Annotated in this window: 16 protein-coding genes; 8 read left to right on the top strand and 8 right to left on the bottom strand. The window is 63.7% G+C overall.

Going from position 1 to position 21,142, the window contains the following annotated elements; translation table 11 throughout:
* Positions 1–73: 73 nt before the first annotated feature.
* The 4 genes from FNZ07_RS10305 to betI form a co-directional block, all read right to left on the bottom strand.
* On the bottom strand, positions 74–1,507 hold the full coding sequence (locus FNZ07_RS10305; RefSeq protein WP_091018025.1) for an MFS transporter: 1,434 nt from the start codon (positions 1,505–1,507) through the stop codon (positions 74–76).
* Between the two features lie 176 nt (positions 1,508–1,683).
* A complete protein-coding gene (gene betA / locus FNZ07_RS10310) occupies positions 1,684–3,393 on the bottom strand; it encodes a choline dehydrogenase (protein ID WP_091018029.1) in 1,710 nt (569 codons plus the stop codon).
* 11 nt (positions 3,394–3,404) lie between these two features.
* A complete protein-coding gene (gene betB / locus FNZ07_RS10315; RefSeq protein ID WP_091018032.1) occupies positions 3,405–4,874 on the bottom strand; it encodes a betaine-aldehyde dehydrogenase in 1,470 nt (489 codons plus the stop codon).
* A 44-nt stretch (positions 4,875–4,918) separates the two neighbouring features.
* Complete coding sequence (gene betI, locus FNZ07_RS10320) at positions 4,919–5,506, bottom strand: transcriptional regulator BetI (protein WP_091018218.1); 588 nt, start codon at positions 5,504–5,506, stop codon at positions 4,919–4,921.
* A gap of 277 nt (positions 5,507–5,783) precedes the next feature.
* Between betI and fdhA the strand changes: the two genes are divergently transcribed.
* Entirely contained in the window at positions 5,784–6,983 is a 1,200-nt protein-coding gene (gene fdhA, locus FNZ07_RS10325; RefSeq protein ID WP_091018034.1) for a formaldehyde dehydrogenase, glutathione-independent, read from the top strand.
* A 75-nt stretch (positions 6,984–7,058) separates the two neighbouring features.
* On the opposite strand, the gene FNZ07_RS10330 is transcribed toward fdhA, so the two are convergent.
* From FNZ07_RS10330 to FNZ07_RS10345, 4 genes are all read right to left on the bottom strand, one after another.
* Entirely contained in the window at positions 7,059–7,466 is a 408-nt protein-coding gene (locus FNZ07_RS10330; RefSeq protein WP_091018037.1) for an HrpB1 family type III secretion system apparatus protein, read from the bottom strand.
* Between the two features lie 48 nt (positions 7,467–7,514).
* Positions 7,515–7,733: a hypothetical protein gene (locus FNZ07_RS10335; RefSeq protein ID WP_091018038.1), complete on the bottom strand. Its 219-nt coding sequence runs from the start codon at positions 7,731–7,733 to the stop codon at positions 7,515–7,517.
* Between the two features lie 206 nt (positions 7,734–7,939).
* Entirely contained in the window at positions 7,940–10,489 is a 2,550-nt protein-coding gene (locus tag FNZ07_RS10340) for an adenosylcobalamin-dependent ribonucleoside-diphosphate reductase (RefSeq protein ID WP_091018041.1), read from the bottom strand.
* A 125-nt stretch (positions 10,490–10,614) separates the two neighbouring features.
* Positions 10,615–11,673, bottom strand: a complete 1,059-nt coding sequence (locus tag FNZ07_RS10345) for a GlxA family transcriptional regulator (protein ID WP_407670703.1) — start codon at positions 11,671–11,673, stop codon at positions 10,615–10,617.
* A gap of 472 nt (positions 11,674–12,145) precedes the next feature.
* Here FNZ07_RS10345 and FNZ07_RS10350 point away from each other — a divergent pair, with 472 nt between their 5' ends.
* The 7 genes from FNZ07_RS10350 (at position 12,146) to FNZ07_RS10380 (ending at position 21,127) form a co-directional block, all read left to right on the top strand.
* Entirely contained in the window at positions 12,146–13,420 is a 1,275-nt protein-coding gene (locus FNZ07_RS10350; protein ID WP_091018045.1) for a serine hydroxymethyltransferase, read from the top strand.
* Between the two features lie 75 nt (positions 13,421–13,495).
* On the top strand, positions 13,496–14,467 hold the full coding sequence (locus FNZ07_RS10355; protein WP_091018047.1) for a dipeptidase: 972 nt from the start codon (positions 13,496–13,498) through the stop codon (positions 14,465–14,467).
* 101 nt (positions 14,468–14,568) lie between these two features.
* Positions 14,569–15,099 (top strand): DUF5943 domain-containing protein, encoded by a 531-nt coding sequence (locus tag FNZ07_RS10360; RefSeq protein WP_091018050.1) that lies wholly within the window; start codon positions 14,569–14,571, stop codon positions 15,097–15,099.
* 41 nt (positions 15,100–15,140) lie between these two features.
* The gene (locus FNZ07_RS10365) at positions 15,141–17,204 is read left to right on the top strand and encodes an NADH:flavin oxidoreductase (protein WP_091018052.1); all 2,064 of its coding nucleotides are present in this window, start codon (positions 15,141–15,143) and stop codon (positions 17,202–17,204) included.
* A 2-nt stretch (positions 17,205–17,206) separates the two neighbouring features.
* Complete coding sequence (locus tag FNZ07_RS10370) at positions 17,207–19,138, top strand: (Fe-S)-binding protein (RefSeq protein ID WP_091018055.1); 1,932 nt, start codon at positions 17,207–17,209, stop codon at positions 19,136–19,138.
* Between the two features lie 4 nt (positions 19,139–19,142).
* Entirely contained in the window at positions 19,143–20,339 is a 1,197-nt protein-coding gene (locus FNZ07_RS10375; RefSeq protein ID WP_091018058.1) for an electron transfer flavoprotein subunit alpha/FixB family protein, read from the top strand.
* The gene (locus FNZ07_RS10380; protein ID WP_091018061.1) at positions 20,336–21,127 is read left to right on the top strand and encodes a drug:proton antiporter; all 792 of its coding nucleotides are present in this window, start codon (positions 20,336–20,338) and stop codon (positions 21,125–21,127) included. The genes FNZ07_RS10375 and FNZ07_RS10380 overlap by 4 nt, the downstream gene beginning before the upstream one ends.
* Positions 21,128–21,142 lie beyond the last annotated feature (15 nt).

A 21,142-nucleotide genomic window follows, 5' to 3' on the forward strand; every position in this document is an offset into this window, starting at 1 on the left:
GGCTCGTAGTGCGATCGGGTTCGCGAATCCGCGTATACCCCTATCTTTCAACCAACCCCGCGTGCGAAAGTACTCAGCGCACCTCGTCGACCGCTACGCGATACGTCGCCGCTACGCCATCCGTCATCTCCGACGCCAGCGATTCGAGCGCAAGCCCCTTCGTTTCGATGCCGAGCACCCAGACGGCGAGCGCTGCCACCACGAACGACAACGCGCCGAGCGTAAACACGCCACCCTGACCGAACACCGGCAGCACGACGCCGACCGCGTACGGTCCGATCAGCGAACCGATCCGTCCGATCGCCGAGGCGAAACCGGAGCCGGTCGCGCGTGCGCCGGTGCCGTACAACTCGGGCGTATAGGTGTAGAGCACGGCCCACATGCCGAACAGGAAAAACTGCATCAGCAGGCCGGAGCAGATGAGCAGCGTGACGCTCTCGGCGTGCAGTGCGGCCTGGCCATACAGATAAGCCATGGCGCCGCCGCCGATCAACGAAGCAATGCAAGTCGGTTTGCGACCCCAGCGCTCGACCAGCCACGCCGCGCAGAGAAAGCCCGGAATGCCGCCGAGCGAAATCAGCACCGTGTACAACACGGATTTCGTCACGGCGACGCCGGCCTGCTGCATCAGCGCGCCGAGCCACGATGTCAGGCCGTAGAAACCGAGCAACGCGAAGAACCACAGCGCCCACACCATGATCGTGCGCTGCCGGTAGGCGACACTCCAGATCTCGCGGAACGCACCGCGGGTGCGCTGGCCGACGGCTTCGACGAGCATCGACGGTGCGGACAGCGATGTCAGCCCCTTCGACTTCATCACTTTCGCTTCGATCTGCACGAGCACCGCGTCGGCCTGATGCAGACGGCCGCGATGTTCGAGCCAGCGCGGCGATTCGGGCACGATGCGGCGCACGAACAGCACGAATACGGCGGGAATGGCGAGCAGCGCGAACACGGTGCGCCAGCCAAACTGCGGCAGCACGAAATACGACACGACGCCCGCCGTGATGAAACCGAGCGGCCAGAAGCCGTCCATCAGCGCGACGAGCCGGCCGCGCGACGCCGTCGGTACGAATTCGGACAACAGCGTTTGCGCAATCGGAAACTCCATGCCCATGCCGATGCCGAGCAGGATGCGATAGACGATCAGCGTATCGACGGAATGCGCGGTCGAGCAGAGGTAGGATGCGAGACCCCACAGCACCATGCTCCACTGAAATACGGGGCGTCGTCCGAAGCGATCCGCGAGCAAACCCGCCACGGCCGCGCCGAGCACCATGCCGAAGAAGCTCGCACTCGCGACCAGACCTGCGGCCGCGCTCGACAGTCCGAACTCCGTGCGGATTGAGCCGAGCACGAAGGTCATCGTGCCGAGATCGACGGAATCGAAGAAGAAGGCGATCGCGATGATCAGGAAGATCGTGCGGTGGTAGCCGGAGAACGGTAAACGTTCTAGCCGGGCAGCGGCGCTGGGACGTGAGGTGGAGGAAGAAGCGGTGGTCGACATGGCATCCTCTGAATGGATGTGAGGAGGCTCGCGGAGAAGATGCGCACACTCGCTAGCGTCTTCGCGGCCTCGATCCGTTCAGTAGACTTGACCATTATTTGCCGACATAGAAGGAATGCGGCATCTGGATAGGATGGGGGCGTCACCCAGGGCAAGCCCCTCAGCCGTTCAGTGGGTCACGTCGCGTGAACGGTCTCCGCTGCACCCTTGTGTACCTCGATGCCCCGTGCCGGTGCTCCGTTTGCCACGAAATACCGTGCAGTCGAGCGCGCGAGCGCGGTCCGTCCACGAATCCGGTCGGCGATTTTCTCGGCGATCATGATGGTCGGTGCATTCAGGTTGCCGGTCGTGATCAGCGGCATGATCGACGCATCGACTACACGCAACCCGTCGATCCCATGCACGCGGCCCTCATCGTCAACCACGGCCATGTCGTCATAGCCCATCGCACACGAGCACGAAGGGTGATAGGCCGTTTCCGCACGCGCACGCACGAATGCATCGATCTCCGCATCGCTCTGCAGCCTGGCACCGGGGCTCAGTTCATCGCCGCGAAACCGGCCGAGCGCCGGCTGCGCAATGATCTCGCGCGTAATCCGGATCGCGTCGCGGAACTCGCGCCAGTCGAGCGCTTCGGCCATGTAGTTGAAGAGGATCGACGGATGTTCGTGCGGATTGCGCGAACGCAGTTTCACGCGTCCGCGGCTCGGCGAACGCATCGAGCCGACGTGCGCCTGGAATCCGTGCATCTTGATCGCGTTGGTGCCGTTGTAGTTGATCGCCACCGGCAGGAAGTGATACTGGATGTTCGGCCACAGGTCGTCGTCGCGCGTGCGGATAAAACCGCCCGCTTCGAAATGATTGCTCGCGCCGATACCGGTGCCTTTCAGCAGCCACTCGAGTCCGATTGCCGGCTGATTGCGCAGCAGCAGCGCCGGATAGAGCGATACGGGTTCCTTGCACGCGTACTGCATGTACATCTCGAGGTGGTCCTGCAGATTCTGTCCGACGCCGGGCAGATCGAGCACCACTGGAATGTCCAGTTCGCGCAGCCATGCGGCCGGACCGACGCCCGAGCGCTGCAGGATCTGTGGTGAGGCGATCGCGCCACCGCACAGCAGCACTTCGCGGCGCGCGTGCACGGTGACCGACGCACCGTTGTGCAGATACGCCACGCCGTTGGCGCGCTTGCCGCTGAAGAGAATGCGGTCGGTAGTGGCGTGCGTGACGATCGTCAGGTTCGGCCGCTGCCGCGCCTGGTCGAGGTAGCCGCGCGCAGTACTCGCGCGACGGCCGTGCGCCGTGACCGTGCGGTCCATCGGGCCGAAGCCTTCCTGCTGGTAACCGTTCAGATCGTCGGTGCGCGGATAGCCCGCCTGCACACCGGCCTCGACCATCGCTTCGAACAGCGGGTTCGCGCCGGGCTTGCTGGTGGTGACGTGAACCGGACCGTCGCCGCCGTGATAGTCGTTTGCGCCGACGTCGCGGGTTTCGGCTTTGCGGAAGTACGGCAGGCAGTCGAGATAGCTCCAGTCCCCGAGTCCTTTACGCTGTGCCCAGCCGTCGTAGTCGAGCGCATTGCCGCGGATGTAGCACATGCCGTTGATCAGCGACGATCCGCCCAACCCCTTACCGCGACCGCATTCCATCCGGCGGTTGTTCATGTGCGGTTCCGGGTCGGTCTCGTACGCCCAGTTGTAGCGCCGTCCCTGCAGCGGATAGGCGAGGGCCGCGGGCATCTGTGTGCGGAAGTCGAAGCGGTAGTCGGGGCCGCCGGCTTCGAGCAGCAGCACCGTCACGTCGCGTTCTTCGGTCAGACGCGTCGCGAGCACGTTGCCCGCCGATCCCGCGCCGATGACGATGTAGTCGTATTCGTTCGCTGCCATGCGACGCTCCCTCAAAACACCGGTTGATACTTGCCGAGTTCCACCTGAACCGACTTGATACGCGTGTAGTGCTCGAGCGTCGTGATGCCGTTCTCGCGGCCGACGCCCGATTGCTTGTAGCCGCCCACCGGCATTTCCGCCGGCGATTCACCCCACGTGTTGATCCAGCAGATGCCGGCTTCGAGACGGTGAATCACGCGATGCGCACGCGAGAGGTTCTCGGTGACGACGCCGGCTCCGAGGCCGTAGATCGTGTCGTTGGCGCGCGCGATGACTTCTTCTTCGTCGGCGAAACTCAGCAAGCTCATCACGGGCCCAAAGATTTCTTCGCGCACGATCTGCATGTCGTCGCGGCAATCGGCGAACACGGTCGGTTGCACGTACTGGCCCTGCGCGTAATCGCCGTCGACGATCCGCGCACCGCCGGCCACGAGCCGTGCGCCTTCGCGCTTGCCGCTTTCGATGTAGCCGAGCACCTTGTCGAGTTGCGCGGCGCTCGCGAGCGGGCCGAAGTTGGTGGTGGGATCGGACGGCTTGCCAATGCGAATGCGCTTCACACGCTCGACGATGCGCGCTTCGAATTCCTTCTGCACCGACTGATGCACGAACACGCGCGTGCCGTTCGTGCACACCTGACCCGAGCTGAAGAAGTTAGCGGTGACGGCGATATCGGCGGCGCGGTCGAGATCGGCGTCTTCGAAGACGATCAGCGGCGACTTGCCGCCGAGCTCCATCGTCACTTCCTTGAGCGTCGAGCCACCAGCCAGCGACATCACTTTCTTGCCCGTGGCGACGCCGCCGGTAAACGAAATCTTCGCGACGCCTTCGTGCCCCGCGAGCAGCGCGCCGACCCGGCCGTCGCCTTGCACGACATTGAAAACGCCCGGCGGTACACCGGCTTCGAGGTAGACTTCGGCAAGCTTGGATGCCGATAGCGGCGTGACTTCGCTCGGTTTGAAGATCATCGCGTTACCGGCTGCGAGCGCCGGCGCCGATTTCCAGCAGGCGATCTGGATTGGGTAGTTCCATGCGCCGATGCCGGCGGTGACGCCGAGCGGTTCGCGCCGCGTATAGACAAACGATTCGGCGCGCAGCGGAATCTGCTGACCCTCGATCGCAGTGGCGAGACCCGCGTAGTACTCGATCACGTCGGCACCCGTCACGATGTCGACCGAGCGCGTTTCGGCGATCGGTTTGCCGGTGTCGCGCATCTCCAGTTCGGCGAGCACGTCGTTGCGCTCGCGCAGCAACTCGACGGCGCGCCGCAGGATGCGCGAGCGCTGCATTGCGGTAAGCGCGGCCCACGCGCGCTGGCCTTCGCGTGCCGACTGCACCGCGCGGTCGATATCGGCTGCGCTCGCCTGCTGCACGGTGGCGAGCTTTGCGCCCGTGGCGGGGTCGAAGGTCTCGAAGGTCTCGCCGCTGGTGGCATCGACGTATTCGCCGCCGATATAAAGACGTTGCAGGCCGTAAGAGGTCATGACGGGGTTCTCCTTGTATGCGAGCTGGATATGCTGGAAACGCGTCAGGCTGCGTGCGCGAGCAGCATGTCGATGTAGTCGTTGGCGAGCCGCAGTGCGGCCCGGGTGTCGAATGGATCGCCTGATAGCGCGCCGCGCAGCCACAGCCCGTCGATCATCGCCGCGAGGCCGCTCGCGGCCCGGCGTGCGGCGCCGCGCGGCAGTTCCTTCGCGAATTCCGCGCACAGGTTCGAGTACAGGCGCCGCGTATTGACGCGCTGCAGACGGCGCAGCCCGGGCTCGTGCATGCTCTCGGTCCAGAACGCGAGCCAGGTTTTCATCACCGGTCCGCTAACTTGCGATACGTCGAAATTGGCGGCGACGACAGCGCGTAGCCGCGCACGAGGCTGCGCCTTCGCAGCGTTGCGCCGACGCGTGGTGGCCGCCCACAGGTCGCGCAGGATATGCCGCATCGTCGCTTCGAGCAGACCGTCCTTGTCGCCGAAGTAGTGACTGACGATCCCCGTCGAAATATTGGCGCGCTGTGCAACCGAAGCGAGCGTCGTGCCGGACAGGCCCGCCTGATCGATGGTGAGCAGGGTGGCGTCGATCAGCTGGGCGCGGCGCACTTCACGCATTCCAAGCTTGGGCATGCTGTCGAACCCCCAAAAAACGCGAAAACCCACAAAAAACAGGCTGCACGAACCCAACACCAGAGAGCGCCAGGCTGCGAGGAAGCCGTAGCTTAGCGTTTTTTTATTGACCGATCAATCAACAAAAACCGCAAAAGGCGACCGTGTCGGTTTTAGTCAGACGGATGTCGGGTTTCATACACCGGGTGCGGGTGCCGAGGGGCTACGCTCGAAAGAGCGGCGTTCGCCGAATGCCGTGTCGAAATGCGTGACGTCAGACGAACATGGAGACGAGACAATGAGCAGCAATCGCGGTGTCGTGTATCTGGGGCAGGGCAAGGTCGAAATCCAGTCGATCGATTTTCCGAAGATGGTCGATCCGCGCGGTCGCGCGATCGGTCATGGCGTGATTTTGAAAGTGGTGTCGACCAATATCTGCGGCTCGGATCAACATATGGTGCGCGGCCGCACGACGGCCGAAGTCGGCCTCGTGCTGGGCCACGAGATTACCGGCGAAGTGATCGAGGTCGGGCGCGATGTCGAGACGTTGAAGGTCGGCGATCTCGTGTCGGTGCCGTTCAACGTTGCGTGCGGTCGCTGTCAGACCTGCAAGGAGCAGCACACCGGTGTGTGCCTGAACGTGAATCCGTCGCGTGCGGGCGGTGCGTATGGCTATGTGGATATGGGCGGCTGGATCGGCGGGCAGGCGGAGTATGTGCTCGTGCCGTACGCCGATTTCAACCTGCTGAAATTCCCGGATCGCGATCGCGCGATGGCGAAGATCCGCGATCTGACCTGCCTGTCCGACATTCTGCCTACCGGCTATCACGGTGCCGTGATGGCGGGCGTGAAGCCGGGTGCGACGGTGTATATCGCCGGTGCCGGCCCGGTCGGGATGGCTGCTGCCGCTTCGGCGCGGCTGCTGGGCGCGGCGTGCACGATCGTCGGCGACATGAACGAGGAACGCCTCGCGCATGCGCGCTCGGTCGGTTTCGAGACGGTCGATCTCTCACGCGATGCGACGCTCGGCGAACAGATCGCCGCGATTCTGGGCAAGCCGGAAGTGGATTGCGCGGTCGATTGCGTCGGTTTCGAGGCGCACGGCCATGGTAGCCACGGTAGCCAGGAAGAAGCGCCCGCTACGGTGCTGAATTCGCTGATGGACATCACGCGTGTGGCCGGTGCGATCGGTATTCCTGGCCTCTACGTGACAGACGATCCGGGTGCCGCCGACGCCGCCGCGCGCCGAGGCAGTCTGAGCATCCGCTTCGGCCTCGGCTGGGCGAAGTCGCATTCGTTCCACACGGGCCAGACGCCGGTGATGAAGTACAACCGCAATCTGATGCAGGCCATCTTGTGGGACCGTCTGCCGATTGCGCAGATCGTGAACGTCACGGTCGTGTCGCTTGAAGAAGCGCCGGATGGTTATCGGAAGTTCGATGGAGGGGCGCCGCGTAAATTCGTGATCGACCCGCATGGGTTGCTGAAAGCGGCTTGATGCGGTGGTGGTCCGCCTGCACAGGTGCAGGCGGATCACGTTTGCTTCAGTAAAGCTGTACCGGGGAACCGAAAGTCATACCTGCAAGGCGTGCAACATGGTGGACTGCACGGGCTCTGCAACGCTGGTTTCTTCTGTACGGCCGAGTAGCGCAAACATTGCCCGACGGATATACGGGTCGGGGCTGTCTTCGAGTGCTGCCGCATAGCTATGCCACGTGGGGTCTTTCAACAGGTACAGGCAGATTGCCTTTAGCTCGGGGTTCTGGTCTTCCGGCAAGCCATTGACGACTTGCCACGCTCCCCGCACATCGCCACGCTGGATCGCCATCAGCACGGGAAAGAACAGCATGTCCCGCGACGCCGGATGAGCCTCGTGCAACTGCTGCAGGAGCGTTTCCGCTTCGTCGAAACGTTCGGCCCTGATGCTGTCGAACACGGCTCGTCCTAGCCGGGCGGCCTCAGTGGTTTGGGGCAGGTCCATAGAATTCCTTGTATTGATCGAACACCCTGTTCAAGCCGGAATCCGGGTTCAATCGCCCAATGCTTTCTCGATGCCTTGCAGCAGTTGCTGGAGCGCGCCACCCGATGGCGACTCGTCCGACGTCGCTTTACTCGATTCGCCGCCACCCGAACTCGTGAGATCTTTCACGGAATTTAGCGCTTCAAAACCATCCTTATGCTCTCCAAGTGCCTTGAGACCGCCGCTAGCGGAATGGCCAAGTGAACCAGCAATTGAGGCGATGCCCATATCGTTTCTCCTGGATTGAAAGCTGACCCGGATTGGGAACTGCACTGAAACCGGTTGTTTCAGTGCATGCGATCACTGTAGAGGAGGGGATGTGCCCGGAAATGGGGGCGTGCGAAATGAAGCGCTGGAAAGCGAAGTGATGGCGTCGTATGGAACGCGGGTACAGGTGTGGCGCGTTGTCCCAACAACGCGTCACACTCAAACCACTACCCGCACGCGCCCACTTCCCCACACGCCGTGCAGAAGTCGCAACCATCCTTACGAATGACCGCATTCGCGCCGCACGTATCGCACTTGCGGCCGAGCATCGTGCGCAGTTCGAGCGGGCCTGCGCCTTCCGGCAGCGCGGCAGTTTCGCCGCTATCGCCGCGATCCGGTTCAGCAAGGCCGGCCACAGGCGCCGCAGCTTCAGCAAGATGCCCACGCGGCAAGCGCGCAAGCAACCGCGTCGGCACCTGATTACCTTCCGCATCGAGGAACCCACGCCGATGCAGAATCTGCTGGATCGCATAGGCAAGTGCAGCGACTTCCGAATCGTGCCAGCGCGGCGTCCGGTGCCCATCGAGCCGCAGCACATCGCCAAGCCGCACCTGGCCGCGATCCCACGACACCTTGCGCAGATCCTGCAGATTGCGCGCGACGAACCCTCCGCGCGCAGCGAGCGACAGCGAACGCATCGTCGCCGTGATCCATTGCTGCGATTCGTCGCGCTGGCCGACCGGGATGAAAAACTCGATCGGCCGCTCGATCGTCATGTCTTCGCCGCCGACTCTGCCCGTCACCTCGATGAACGACACCGCGACATACAGCGACTTCTTGCCCACCTGCGTCAGGTATTCGACCTTCTCGATGATCGCGGGTAGTTCGCCCTTCGGCCGATGATCGATGGCGACGCGCAGCGGATCGGCGTCGATTTCAGCGAGCGCATCGTCGGTGGATTGGGGCGTCACGCTCAGCACCGCGCCGAGCGTTTCGTTGGGCCGGTAGGTGGCGAGTCCTTTCAGGCCGCCTTTCCATGCATCGAAGTAGAGGTTTTCGAACGCATCGAACGGGTAATCGGCAGGGACGTTGACAGTCTTCGAGATCGACGTGTCGATGTACGGTTGCACGGCCGCCATCATGTCGAGGTGATCGCGCGCGGACATGTCGAGCGCGCTCACGAAGTAGTCGGGCAACGCATCGACGTTGCCGCCGAACGCGCGATAGACGCGATACGCATGATCTTCGACCGCAAACGACGCACGGCTGCCATCGGCCATCACCTTCATGCGCGTATAGGTCCACGAGAACGCGGGCTCGATACCGTTCGATGCATTGTCCGCGAACGCGAGGCTCACGGTGCCGGTCGGCGCGATCGAAAGCAGATGGCTGTTACGGATGCCGTCGCGGCGAATCGATGCCTTGATGTCGTCGGGCAGGCGCGAGGCAAACGTGCCATCGGCCAGATAGCTGTCGGCATCGAACAGCGCAAACGCGCCGCGTTCGCGCGCGAGTTCGACCGATGCGCGGTACGCCTCGTCGCGCATCAGTTGCGCGATGCGCGCGGCGAAGTCGCGGCCTTCGGCGCGGTCGTAGCGCAAGCCCAACATGACGAGCGTGTCGCCGAGACCGGTAAATCCCACACCGATGCGGCGCTTCGCACGCGATTCGTCGTATTGCTCGGGAAGCGGCCACAGCGTCACGTCGAGCACGTCATCGAGAAAACGCACCTGCGTGCGCGTGCGTGCGGCGAGTTCGTCCCAGTCGAACGACGGTTTGCCGCCGCGCACCTGCGCAAACGGATCGATCACGAAGCGCGTCAGATTAAGCGGGCCGAGATTGCAGCAGCCATAAGCAGGCAACGGTTGTTCGCCGCATGGATTGGTTGCGCGGATCGTTTCGAGCGTGCGCAGGTTGTTGTCTTCGTTCATCCGCGAGATGAACACGACGCCGGGTTCGGCGACGTCGTAGGTCGAGCGCATGATGCGCTCCCAGATTTCACGGGCGCGTTTCTCGGCGTACACCCACAAACCGTCTTCACGTTGCCGCAGGTCGCTGGCTGCGCGCAACGCGGGCGACGGCTCCGCGCGATGCACGAGTTGCCACGGCAGGTCGGCTTCGACGGCCTGCATGAATTCGTCGGTGACGGCGACGGAGACGTTGAAGTTGTTCCAGCGTCCCTTCGAATGCTTGGCCTCGATGAACTCGGGCAGGTCCGGGTGTGTGCAGTCGAGCACGGCCATTTGCGCACCACGACGCGAGCCGGCGCTTTCGACAGTCCGGCACGACGCGTCGAAGACGTCGATATAACTGCACGGGCCCGATGCCGACGAACTGGTGGTGTGCACGCGCGCGCCCTTGGGGCGGATCGCGGAGAAGTTGTAGCCGACGCCGCCGCCGCGGCGCATCGTTTCGGCCGCCTGCAGCAGTGCCACGTAGATGCCCGGCAGACCGTCTTCGTCGACACCCTGAATGCTGTCGCCGACCGGTTGCACGAAGCAGTTGATCAGCGTCGCGGCGATGCCTGAGCCGGCCGCGCTCATGATGCGCCCGGCGCCGAGCGCGCCATGCTGCAGGTTCTCGACGAAACGCGCTTCGACCTCTTCGCGCAGCGCCGGCGGTTCGGCCTGTGCGACACCGTGCGCGACGCGCCGGTAGACGTCGTCGACGCTTTGTTCGTCACCCTTTGCGTACTTTTCGAGCAGGACGTCGAGCGAGAATTGTTGTGGAGCGACGGAGAGCGTGCGCGCGGCGATATCGGTGTCGTTTTCGGCCATGATTTCCTGCCTCGGGCGAAGGGCTGACGGACTGGAGATCATTCACTATAGCGCCATACGAGGCCATGTGTGGGCCGCTTCGGACGCGGGGCGCGGGTGCCCCGGAAACAGGCAGGAGAGGGGTGTCAGGCCGGCAGCGCCAGCCCGCTTGTCACACCCGGCATGACGTGAGCAAGCGGTGCAACCTGTTTGCGGCGCTCGCGTGTCGGCGCCGTGCCGAATGCATCGCGGTAGCTCTTGCTGAAATGACACGCCGATTGGAACCCGCACGCCATCGTGATGTGCATGATCGACATGTCGGTCTGCAGCAGCAGTTCGCGCGCGCGGCGCAGGCGCAGGGTCAGGTAGTAGTGAGTCGGCGTCATGCCGAGGTGCTCGCGAAAGAGCCGTTGCAGTTGTCGTTGCGACATGTTCGCGAGGCGCGACAGCTCTTCACGCGACAACGGCTCTTCGATGTTGTTTTCCATCAGCGCGATCACTTCGAACAGCGACTTGTTCGCCGAACCGAGCCGTGCGACGAGTGGCATGCGCTGCTGTGCACTGGTATCACGGACATGCTCGACGATGAACTGCTCGGCGATCTGCGTGACGCGCGGCGTACCGACGCGCGCCGCGATCAGGTTCAGCATCATGTCGAGCGGAGCGACACCGCCGGTGCAGGTTACGCGGTCACGGTCGATAACGAACAGTTCTTTCAGGAAACGCGTGTCGGGAAACTCTTCCTTCAGCGCCGACATGTTTTCCCAATGGATCGCACACGCATAGCCCGCGAGCAGCCCCGATTTCGCGAGCGCATAAGTGCCGGTGCACAGACTGCCGAGCGCGACGCCTGCGCGCGCGAAGCGGCGCAGTGTCGACAGATGGGCCGGGGTGGTTTCGCGCTGCACGTCGATGCCGCCGCAGACAAACACGATGTCGGGTTGACCCGCGCACTCCGCTGTCGCGGTGTCGACGGCAAGGCCGTTGCTGGCCGACACGAGGCCGCCTTCGGGGCTGATGATCGACCAGCGATAAAGCGTTTGCCCGCTCAGGTAGTTGGCCATGCGCAGCACTTCGATCGCATTGGTAAAAGCGATCATCGTGAAGTTGGGCAGCGGCATGAACGCAAAGTGCGCCAGCGACGCGGTGCGGTCGGGAGACATGGGGGGCGAGTGTTCCTTCGACTCTGATCTCTGGTGTAGCAGCCGACGTGGGGGGGACGGCCGCACTATTCTGAGATCTAGCGCAACAAGCATGCCATACGGCTAAACCCTGGCTGGCACGCGCGGTCGGACCAGGCGGGGGCGGCTCGCCGCACCTTGCATGTGCGGCGAGGGCACTGTTCGCGGGCGGGCCGCGCACGCCGGCAGTGCGATCGCGCTGCATCGCAACATACGATCGGACGTCACGAATAATGCCGCCAAGCCGGAGCGACCGGCGGGCCGGCCGGCCACCGGGCCACTTGTCCAAAACGGACCTGGATGTCGGAAAACGCCAAGAACACGTCTGAATTCGTAAATTGACGGGCGAGACAGCGGAGAAGAATAGAGCCGTCGGGAGCCGGTGCCGGCAGGCCAGTCAAGGGAAGCGGGAAGGTACAGCGCGCCTCGTCGGTCTGTTTGAATCGCCGTGCGACCCCTTGCTTTCCATGACTAACAGACACCCCCGGGACACCCCATGACGAACGCCAATCCCTTCTTCTCGCAACCTCTTGCCGAACGCGACGCGCCGGTCCGCAGCGCGCTTCTCAAGGAGCTCGAGCGGCAGCAGTCGCAGGTGGAGCTGATCGCGTCGGAAAACATCGTGTCGCGTGCGGTGCTCGAAGCTCAGGGTTCGGTGCTGACCAACAAGTATGCGGAAGGCTACCCGGGCAAGCGCTACTACGGCGGTTGCGAGTTCGCCGACCAGATCGAGACGCTCGCCATCGATCGTATCAAGCAGATCTTCAATGCCGGTTTTGCGAACGTGCAGCCGCACTCGGGCGCGCAGGCAAACGGTGCGGTGATGCTGGCACTGACGAAACCGGGCGACACGGTGCTCGGCATGTCGCTCGACGCAGGCGGTCATCTCACGCACGGCGCCAAACCCGCGCTGTCGGGCAAGTGGTTCAACGCCGTGCAGTATGGCGTGAACCGCGAGACGATGCGCATCGATTACGACCAGGTCGAAGCGCTGGCCAATGAGCACAAGCCATCGCTGATCATCGCGGGTTTCTCCGCTTATCCGCGCGAGCTCGACTTCGCGCGCTTCCGGGCGATCGCCGACAGCGTCGGCGCGAAGCTGATGGTCGATATGGCGCATATCGCCGGGATCATCGCAGCCGGTCGTCATCAAAATCCGGTCGAGCACGCGCATGTCGTCACGTCGACCACGCACAAGACGCTGCGCGGTCCGCGCGGCGGCTTCGTGCTTACCAATGAAGAAGACATCGCGAAGAAGATCAACTCTGCCGTGTTCCCTGGCCTGCAGGGCGGCCCGTTGATGCACGTGATCGCCGGCAAGGCGGTTGCATTCGGCGAGGCGCTGCAGGACAGCTTCAAGACTTACATCGACAGCGTGCTCGCCAATGCAAAGGCGCTCGGCGACGTGTTGAAGGACGGCGGCGTCGATCTCGTGACGGGCGGCACCGACAACCATCTGCTGCTCGTCGATCTGCGTCCGAAGGGTCTGAAAGGCGCGCAGGTCGAACAGGCGCTCGAACGCGCGGGCATCACCTGCAACAAGAACGGCATCCCGTTCGATACCGAGAAGCCCACGGTCACCTCGGGCATCCGTCTCGGCACGCCGGCAGGCACGACGCGTGGTTTCGGTGTGGCGGAGTTCCGCGAAACGGGCCGTCTGATCCTCGAAGTGTTCGACTCGCTGCGCGACCATCCGGAAGGCGACCCCGCCACCGAACAGCGCGTGCGCCGCGAGATCTTCGCGCTGTGCGAGCGCTTCCCGATCTACTGATACTGCAATAAACAACACGCGCGAGACACACATGCGCCGCGTTTCCCCACACGCTGATAGCTGGAGCACCGAACCATGAGCACTCTGCACGAGAACAGCATCATCATCGACGGTCTGAACATTTCGAAGTTCGACCGCTCGGTGTTCGAAGACATGCAAAAAGGCGGCATCACCGCGACCAACTGCACGGTGTCGGTCTGGGAGAGCTTTGAGAAGACCGTCGATAACATCGCACTGATGAAGCAGCAGATCCGCGAGAACAGCGAACTGCTGACGCTCGTGCGCACCACCGACGACATCCTGCGTGCCAAGAAAGAAAACCGCACCGGCGTGATTCTCGGCTTCCAGAACGCGCATGCGTTCGAGGACAACCTCGGCTATATCGAAGCGTTCGCCGATATGGGCGTGCGTGTCGTGCAGCTTTGCTACAACACGCAGAACCTGGTCGGCACCGGTTGCTACGAGCGTGACGGTGGCCTGTCGGATTTCGGTCGCGAAGTGATCACCGAAATGAACCGCGTCGGCATCATGGTCGATCTGTCGCATGTGGGTGGCAAGACGTCGTCGGAAGCGATCGCGTTCTCGAAGAAAGCAGTGTGCTACTCGCACTGTCTGCCGTCGGGGCTCAAGGAACATCCGCGCAACAAGTCCGACGAGCAGCTGCGGGAAATCGCCGATGCGGGCGGCTTTGTCGGCGTGACGATGTTTGCGCCGTTCCTGAAGCGCGGTATCGATGCAACCGTCGAAGACTATGTCGAAGCAATCGACTATGTGGTGAACATCGTTGGCGAGGACACGGTCGGCATCGGCAGCGATTTCACGCAGGGCTATACCACCGATTTCTTTGACTGGATCACGCATGACAAGGGCCGTTATCGCCGCCTGACGAACTTCGGCAAGGTCATCAATCCGGAAGGCATCCGCACGATCGGCGAGTTTCCGAACCTCACGGCCGCGATGGAGCGCGCCGGCTGGAGCGAGACCCGTATTCGCAAGATCATGGGTGAGAACTGGGTGCGCGTCTTCCGCGATGTGTGGGGAGCCTGAGAGAACCCGCTCAATATAAGAACGACGACGGGCGCCGCTACGAGCGCCCGCGCCGAACCAGCACCGATACGAATCTGCTTACCCCACGGAGTCACCCCGCGATGCAACCGCAACTGCCGATCGACGTCGATCCCAACACCGGCGTATGGACTACCGACGCGCTGCCGATGCTGTACGTGCCGCGTCATTTCTTCACGAATAACCACACGGCAGTCGAAGAAGCGCTGGGTCGCGACACGTATGCCGAGATTCTTTATAAGGCCGGTTATAAATCGGCTTACCACTGGTGCGATAAGGAAGCGAAACAGCACGGCATTAGCGGAATGGCGGTGTTCGAACATTATCTGAAGCGTCTGTCGCAGCGCGGTTGGGGTCTGTTCAAGATCGTCGAGGCCGACCCGGCGCGTGCGCATGCGCGCATCGAGCTGCATCACTCGTCGTTCGTGCTCGCGCAGCCCGACAAGAGCGGCAAGCTTTGCTACATGTTCGCAGGCTGGTTCGCCGGCGCGATGGACTGGGTGAATGACACGACCGACGCGGGCAAAGATGCGCCGCGTTCGCAGTCGAAGGAAGTGCAGTGCGCCGCCGAACATCACGCGCACTGCGTGTTCGAAGTGTCGCCGCTCGCCTGATTGTCGAGACTTTTACCGCACACCGCCCGAGGTCGATCGCGATGCGTTACCCCAATCTGTTCAAACCCTTGACGCTGAATCAACTGACGCTGCGTAACCGCATCGTCAGCACCGCGCACGCCGAGGTCTATGCCGAACCGGGCGGTCTGCCCGGCGATCGCTATATCCGCTACTACGAAGAGAAGGCGAAGGGCGGGGTCGGGCTGGCCGTGTGCGGCGGTTCGAGCCCGGTGTCGATCGACAGTCCGCAGGGCTGGTGGAAATCGGTGAATCTGTCGACCGACAAGATCATCGATCCGCTCGCGCGACTCGCCGAAGCAATGCATCGGCACGGCGCGAAGATCATGATCCAGGCGACGCACATGGGTCGTCGCTCAGCGTTTCACGGCGAGCACTGGCCGCATCTGATGACGCCGTCGGGTGTGCGTGAACCGGTGCACCGCGGCAACGCGAAGATCATCGAGGTCGAGGAAATCCGCCGCATCATCGGCGATTTCGCGGCGGCTGCGAAGCGCGTGAAGCAGGCCGGGATGGACGGCATCGAGATTTCGGCGGCGCACCAGCATCTGATCGATCAGTTCTGGAGCCCGCGTACGAACTTCCGTACCGACGAATGGGGCGGCTCGCTGCAAAACCGCCTGCGTTTCGGCACCGAAGTACTAAAGGCCGTACGTGAAGCGGTCGGCGCGGACTTCTGCATCGGCCTGCGCATGTGCGGCGACGAATTCCACGAAGACGGCCTCGACCACGAGCAACTGAAGGAAATCGCCCAGGCGATGGCCGAGACCGGCCTGATCGATTACCTCGGCGTGATCGGTTCCGGCGCGGACACGCACAACACGCTCGCCAACTGCATGCCGCCGATGGCGCTGCCGCCCGAACCATTCGTGCACCTTGCAGCCGGCATCAAGTCGGTGGTGAAGCTGCCGGTGATGCACGCACAAAGCATTCGCGACGCGGGTCAGGCCGAACGCCTGCTCGCTAATGGCATGGTCGACCTTGTCGGCATGACGCGCGCACAGATCGCCGATCCGCACATGGTGATCAAGATCCGCGACGGCCGAGAAGACGAGATCAAGCAGTGCGTCGGCGCGAACTATTGCATCGACCGCCAGTACAACGGCCTCGACGTGCTGTGCGTGCAGAACGCCGCAACGTCGCGCGAAGCGACGATGCCACACGTGATCGAAAAGACCCGTGGACCGCGCCGCAAGGTGGTAGTGGTCGGCGCGGGTCCCGCCGGACTCGAAGCGGCACGTGTTGCGCGTTCGCGCGGTCACGACGTCGTGCTGTTCGAAAAGAACGACGCGGTGGGTGGCCAGATCATGCTCGCTGCAAAAGCGCCGCAGCGCGAACAGATGGCCGGCATCGTGCGCTGGTTCGACATGGAGACGAAGCGCCTCGGCGTGGACCGGCGCCTCGGCGTCGCCGCCGACGAGAAGGCGATCATGGCCGAGAAGCCCGATATCGTCGTGCTAGCCACGGGTGGCTCGAGCTTCACGCAGCAGGTGCCGGCGTGGGGTGTCGAGGAAGGGCTTGCGGTCAGCTCGTGGGACATCCTCTCAGGTCGCGTCGAGCCGAAGCAGCACGTGCTCGTCTATGACGGCGTCAGCACGCATGCCGGTGCGGGCGTCGCGGATTTCATCGCGAGCCGCGGGGCGAAGGTCGAGATCGTGACACCCGATGTGAAGATCGCCGATGACGTGGGCGGCACGACGTTCCCGATCTTCTACCGGCGGCTGTATGCGCTCGGCGTGATCCATACGCCGAACTACTGGCTTGATCGCGTGTACGAAGAGGACGGCCGCAAGATCGCGGTGCTGCGCAACGAATACACCGAAGAACTCGAAGAACGTGTCGTCGATCAGGTCGTGATCGAAAACGGCAGCACACCGAACGACGCGTTGTACTGGACACTGAAGCCCGAATCGGTGAATCGCGGCCAGACCGATGTGCACACGCTGTTTGCATCGGAGCCGCAACCGTCGCTGTCGGAAGAACTCGGCAACGGTCGCTTCCTGCTGTTCCGCGTCGGCGACTGTATTTCGATGCACAACATCCACGGCGCGATCTACGACGCGCTGCGTCTCTGCAAGGACTTCTGACGATGAGCCCGGCGTTTCTCATCACCGCATTGCTGTGGGTATCGGTGGCCGGCCTTGCGTTCGCGGTCGCGAAGCGCTCGGCGTACTGGCGCCTCGGCCGCGCGACGGCGGCCGGCGCGTTCGGCTGGACCAACCTGCTGACGATTCCGAAGCGCTATTTCGTCGATCTGCACCACGTGGTCGCCCGCGACCCGTACATCGCGAAGACCCACGTCGCGACCGCGGGCGGTGCGATTGGCGCGTTCGTGCTGGTGTTTCTCAACTACGGGCTCGCGATCTACTCACCGTGGCTCGACCGGCTGATCTTTATCGCGGCGCTCATCATGCTGGTCGGCGTGATGTTCGTGTGGCGTCGCCGGCGCGGTACGAAGGCGGTGCCGGCGCGACTGTCACACGGACCGTGGGACACCCTGCCGTGGCTGCTTGGCTCGTTTGCACTTGGTCTCGTGCTGTTTGTTTCGGTACCCGCCGGTGCGATGTCGGGTGCACTCGCCGTGATTTTCGCGCTGCTGATCGCTGCGGGCGCGTTTGCGATGACCGTTGGTGCAGCACACGGCGGCCCGATGAAGCATGCGCTCGCGGGTCTGCTGCATCTGGCGTTTCATCCGCGCCAGGAGCGCTTCGCGGCGTCCGGCGATGTCCGCCGCGCCGGTGCCGTCAGCATGACGCCACCAACGGCGTTGAAAACGCCGGTGCTGGAGCAAAACGAATACGGCGTCGGCAAGCCGGTCGAATTCCGCTGGAATCAATTGCTGAGCTTCGATGCGTGCGTGCAGTGCGGCAAGTGCGAAGCAGCGTGCCCGGCCTTCGCCGCGGGCCAGCCGCTGAACCCGAAAAAGCTGATTCAGGATCTCGTGACCGGAATGGTCGGTGGCTCGGATGCGGCGTATGCAGGCAGCCCGACACCGGGTTTGCCGGTAGGCCACCATACGGGCGAACCGAACCGGCCGATCGTATCGAGCCTGATCGAAGCTGACACGCTGTGGTCCTGCACGACGTGCCGTGCCTGTGTGCAGGAATGTCCGATGCTGATCGAACACGTCGATGCGATCGTCGACATGCGCCGCAATCAGACATTGGTACACGGCACGGTGCCGGGCAAAGGCCCCGAAGTGCTCGCGAATCTGCGTGAAACCGGCACGGCTGGCGGCTACGACAAGGCTGCGCGTTACGACTGGGCCGTCGATCTGAACGCACCGGTGGCGCAACCGGGCAAACCCGTCGACGTGCTGCTGGTGGCCGGCGAAGGGGCATTCGATATGCGCTATCAACGCACGCTGCGTGCCCTGGTTACGGTGCTGAACAAGGCAGGCGTCGACTATGCGGTACTGGGCGGCGAAGAGACAGATACGGGCGACGTCGCGCGCCGCCTCGGCGACGAAGCGACGTTCCAGCAACTCGCGCGGCAACTGGCGGGTACGCTTGCGAACCTCACGTTCAAACGCATCGTCACCGCCGACCCGCACGTGATGCACAGCCTGCGCAACGAATACCGCTCGCTCGGCACGCGTTACGACGTGCTGCATCACACGAGTTTCATCGCGGAACTGGTCGCCTCCGGCAAGCTGTCGCCAAAGGCCGCCGATGCTTTGCACGACAAACGCGTCACGTACCACGATCCGTGCTACCTCGGCCGCTACAACGGCGAAACGGACGCGCCGCGCAAGCTGTTGAAATCGATCGGCATTCAGGTCATCGAAATGGAACGCAACGGCAAGCGCGGGCGCTGCTGTGGCGGTGGAGGCGGTGCACCGCTGACCGATATCCCCGGTAAGCAGCGTATTCCGGATATCCGCATCGCCGATGCTCGTGCCATTGGAGCGGACGTGGTCGCGGTGGGGTGCCCGAACTGCACGGCGATGCTCGAAGGCGTGGTCGGTCCGCGCCCCGAAGTGCTCGACGTAGCCGAACTCGTTGCCGCTGCGCTGGAGTGACGCGATGAACACGACCATCAAACGTATCGATCCGCGGCGGCCGTTCACGATCACGGCGGCAGGTATCCGGCGTATCACGCTCGGCGGGACTTTCGACGCGCATGCATCGAACGATCAGAGTCACGGCGCGGCCGGTGCGCACGCGCACGGTCAGGCTGTGAAGCCGCTCCGCACCAGGCAACCGGCGCAGCGCACGGTACTGGTTGCCGCGCACAGCGACCGTGGCGCGCTCGACGAACACACACGTCAGGCGCTCGCTGCCGCAGCGCTTATCGCAGACGCACAGACCCAGGTGGCGCTCGTCGTGTTCGGCGAACTGAAGGACGATGCGGCGGCACTCGGCGCCGATCGTATTGTTGAACTTGCAACGTTCGACCGTCGCAGGTTTGCGCCCGAGCGCGAGTTGCAGGCGCTGGCCGCATGCGTCGCACAGATTGCGCCGGCGCACATCCTGATGCCGGACAACGCAACCGGCGACGGCGACCTCGGACGGCGTTATGCCGCGTATGCCGGCGCAAGTATCGCGACTCAGGTTGTCGAGGTCGATGCTGCGCATGTGAGCAGCTATGCCCAGGCGAAGCAGGCATATGCGAGCCGCGCGCTGCCCGATGTCGTGCTGCTGGCGGCGGGCGCTGTCGACCCGCGGTTACCGTTTGTCGGCGCGGGAGAACGCGTCGAGATTGCGCTGCCAGCCGAAGCAAAAGAAGGCGCGGCGAGCGATCGCTACCGCGATCTCGGCATCGAAGAAATCGACGCCGCGCAGGTCGCACTCGAAGAGGCGGATTTCATCGTCTCGGCGGGCAACGGCGTGGCCGATGTCGCGGCATTCGAACAACTGGCCGGCGCGTTCGGAGCGGCCGTCGGCGCGAGCCGCGTCGCGGTCGACAACGGTCTCTTTCCGCGCGACAAGCAGATCGGCGCGACCGGCAAGACCGTCGAGGCGAGCGTCTATATCGCGTTCGGTATTTCGGGCGCGGTCCAGCATCTGCAGGGCATCAAGGATTGTCGGCACGTGATCGCCGTGAATCTGGACGGCAGCGCGCCGATCGTCAAGCGCGCGAACCTGACGATCATCGGCGATACGCAGGCCACGATCGCGTCGCTGATCGACGAGGTCGCGCGAGCGCGGTCCACGCGCGCACCGGCCGGAGCCGCAGCTACAACACCCGCCGCAACCGTCGCAGAAGGAGTCGCCGCATGAACGGCAAGCTCGCACGGATCGCCGTGCTCGTCTCGGTTGGTCGCCATCCGGTGAGCGGCGTGGCGCGCTATAGCCGCAACGATGCCGCCGCACTCGAAACCGGCCGCGCACTCGCGCAACAGCACGGCGCGCTGCTCGACGTCGTGCATGCCGGCGACCCGTCCAACGCGGCACTCGAAGCCTATCTGGCGCTCGGCGCTGCACGCGTCGAGGTACTAGTCTGCGATCCCGCCGACGATGCCGTAGCCGCGCTCGCCCAGCGTGTGCAGGGCTACGATCTGGTGCTGACTGGCACCTGCGCGGAAGGCGCGTTCGACAGCGGCATGCTGCCGTATCGCCTTGCCGCTGCGCTGGGTTACATGCTGGTCGGCTCGGCGGTCGACGTCGTGATCGAAAACGGCGACGTGACGACGGCGACGGTCAGGCAATTCTTGCCGAAGGGCGTACGTCGGCGCGTGCAGACACCGCTGCCGGCCGTGGTCGCCGTGCATCCGCTCGCGCCGGTCCAGCCGCTGTATGCCTATGCAAGGTTGCGCGCCGGCACCGTCGACACGCGCAGCGTCGCGCCGCGCGGCGCGGACGCCGAAGCGGCGCACTGGACGGTCGCGCCGGCAACCCGCAAACCCGTGCGACTCGCCGCGCCGGAGAAGCGTTCCGGGCACGCGCGCATGATGTCCGCGACCACGACCGAAAGCCGCGGCGGCAGCGTCGTAATTGAAGGGACTTCGGTCGAAAAAGCACAAGTGATCCTCGCCTATTTGCGCGAGCATCAACTCATCGACTACTGAAAAAGAGCGTTCCGG

This window comes from Paraburkholderia megapolitana, from assembly GCF_007556815.1.
GTDB lineage: Bacteria > Pseudomonadota > Gammaproteobacteria > Burkholderiales > Burkholderiaceae > Paraburkholderia > Paraburkholderia megapolitana.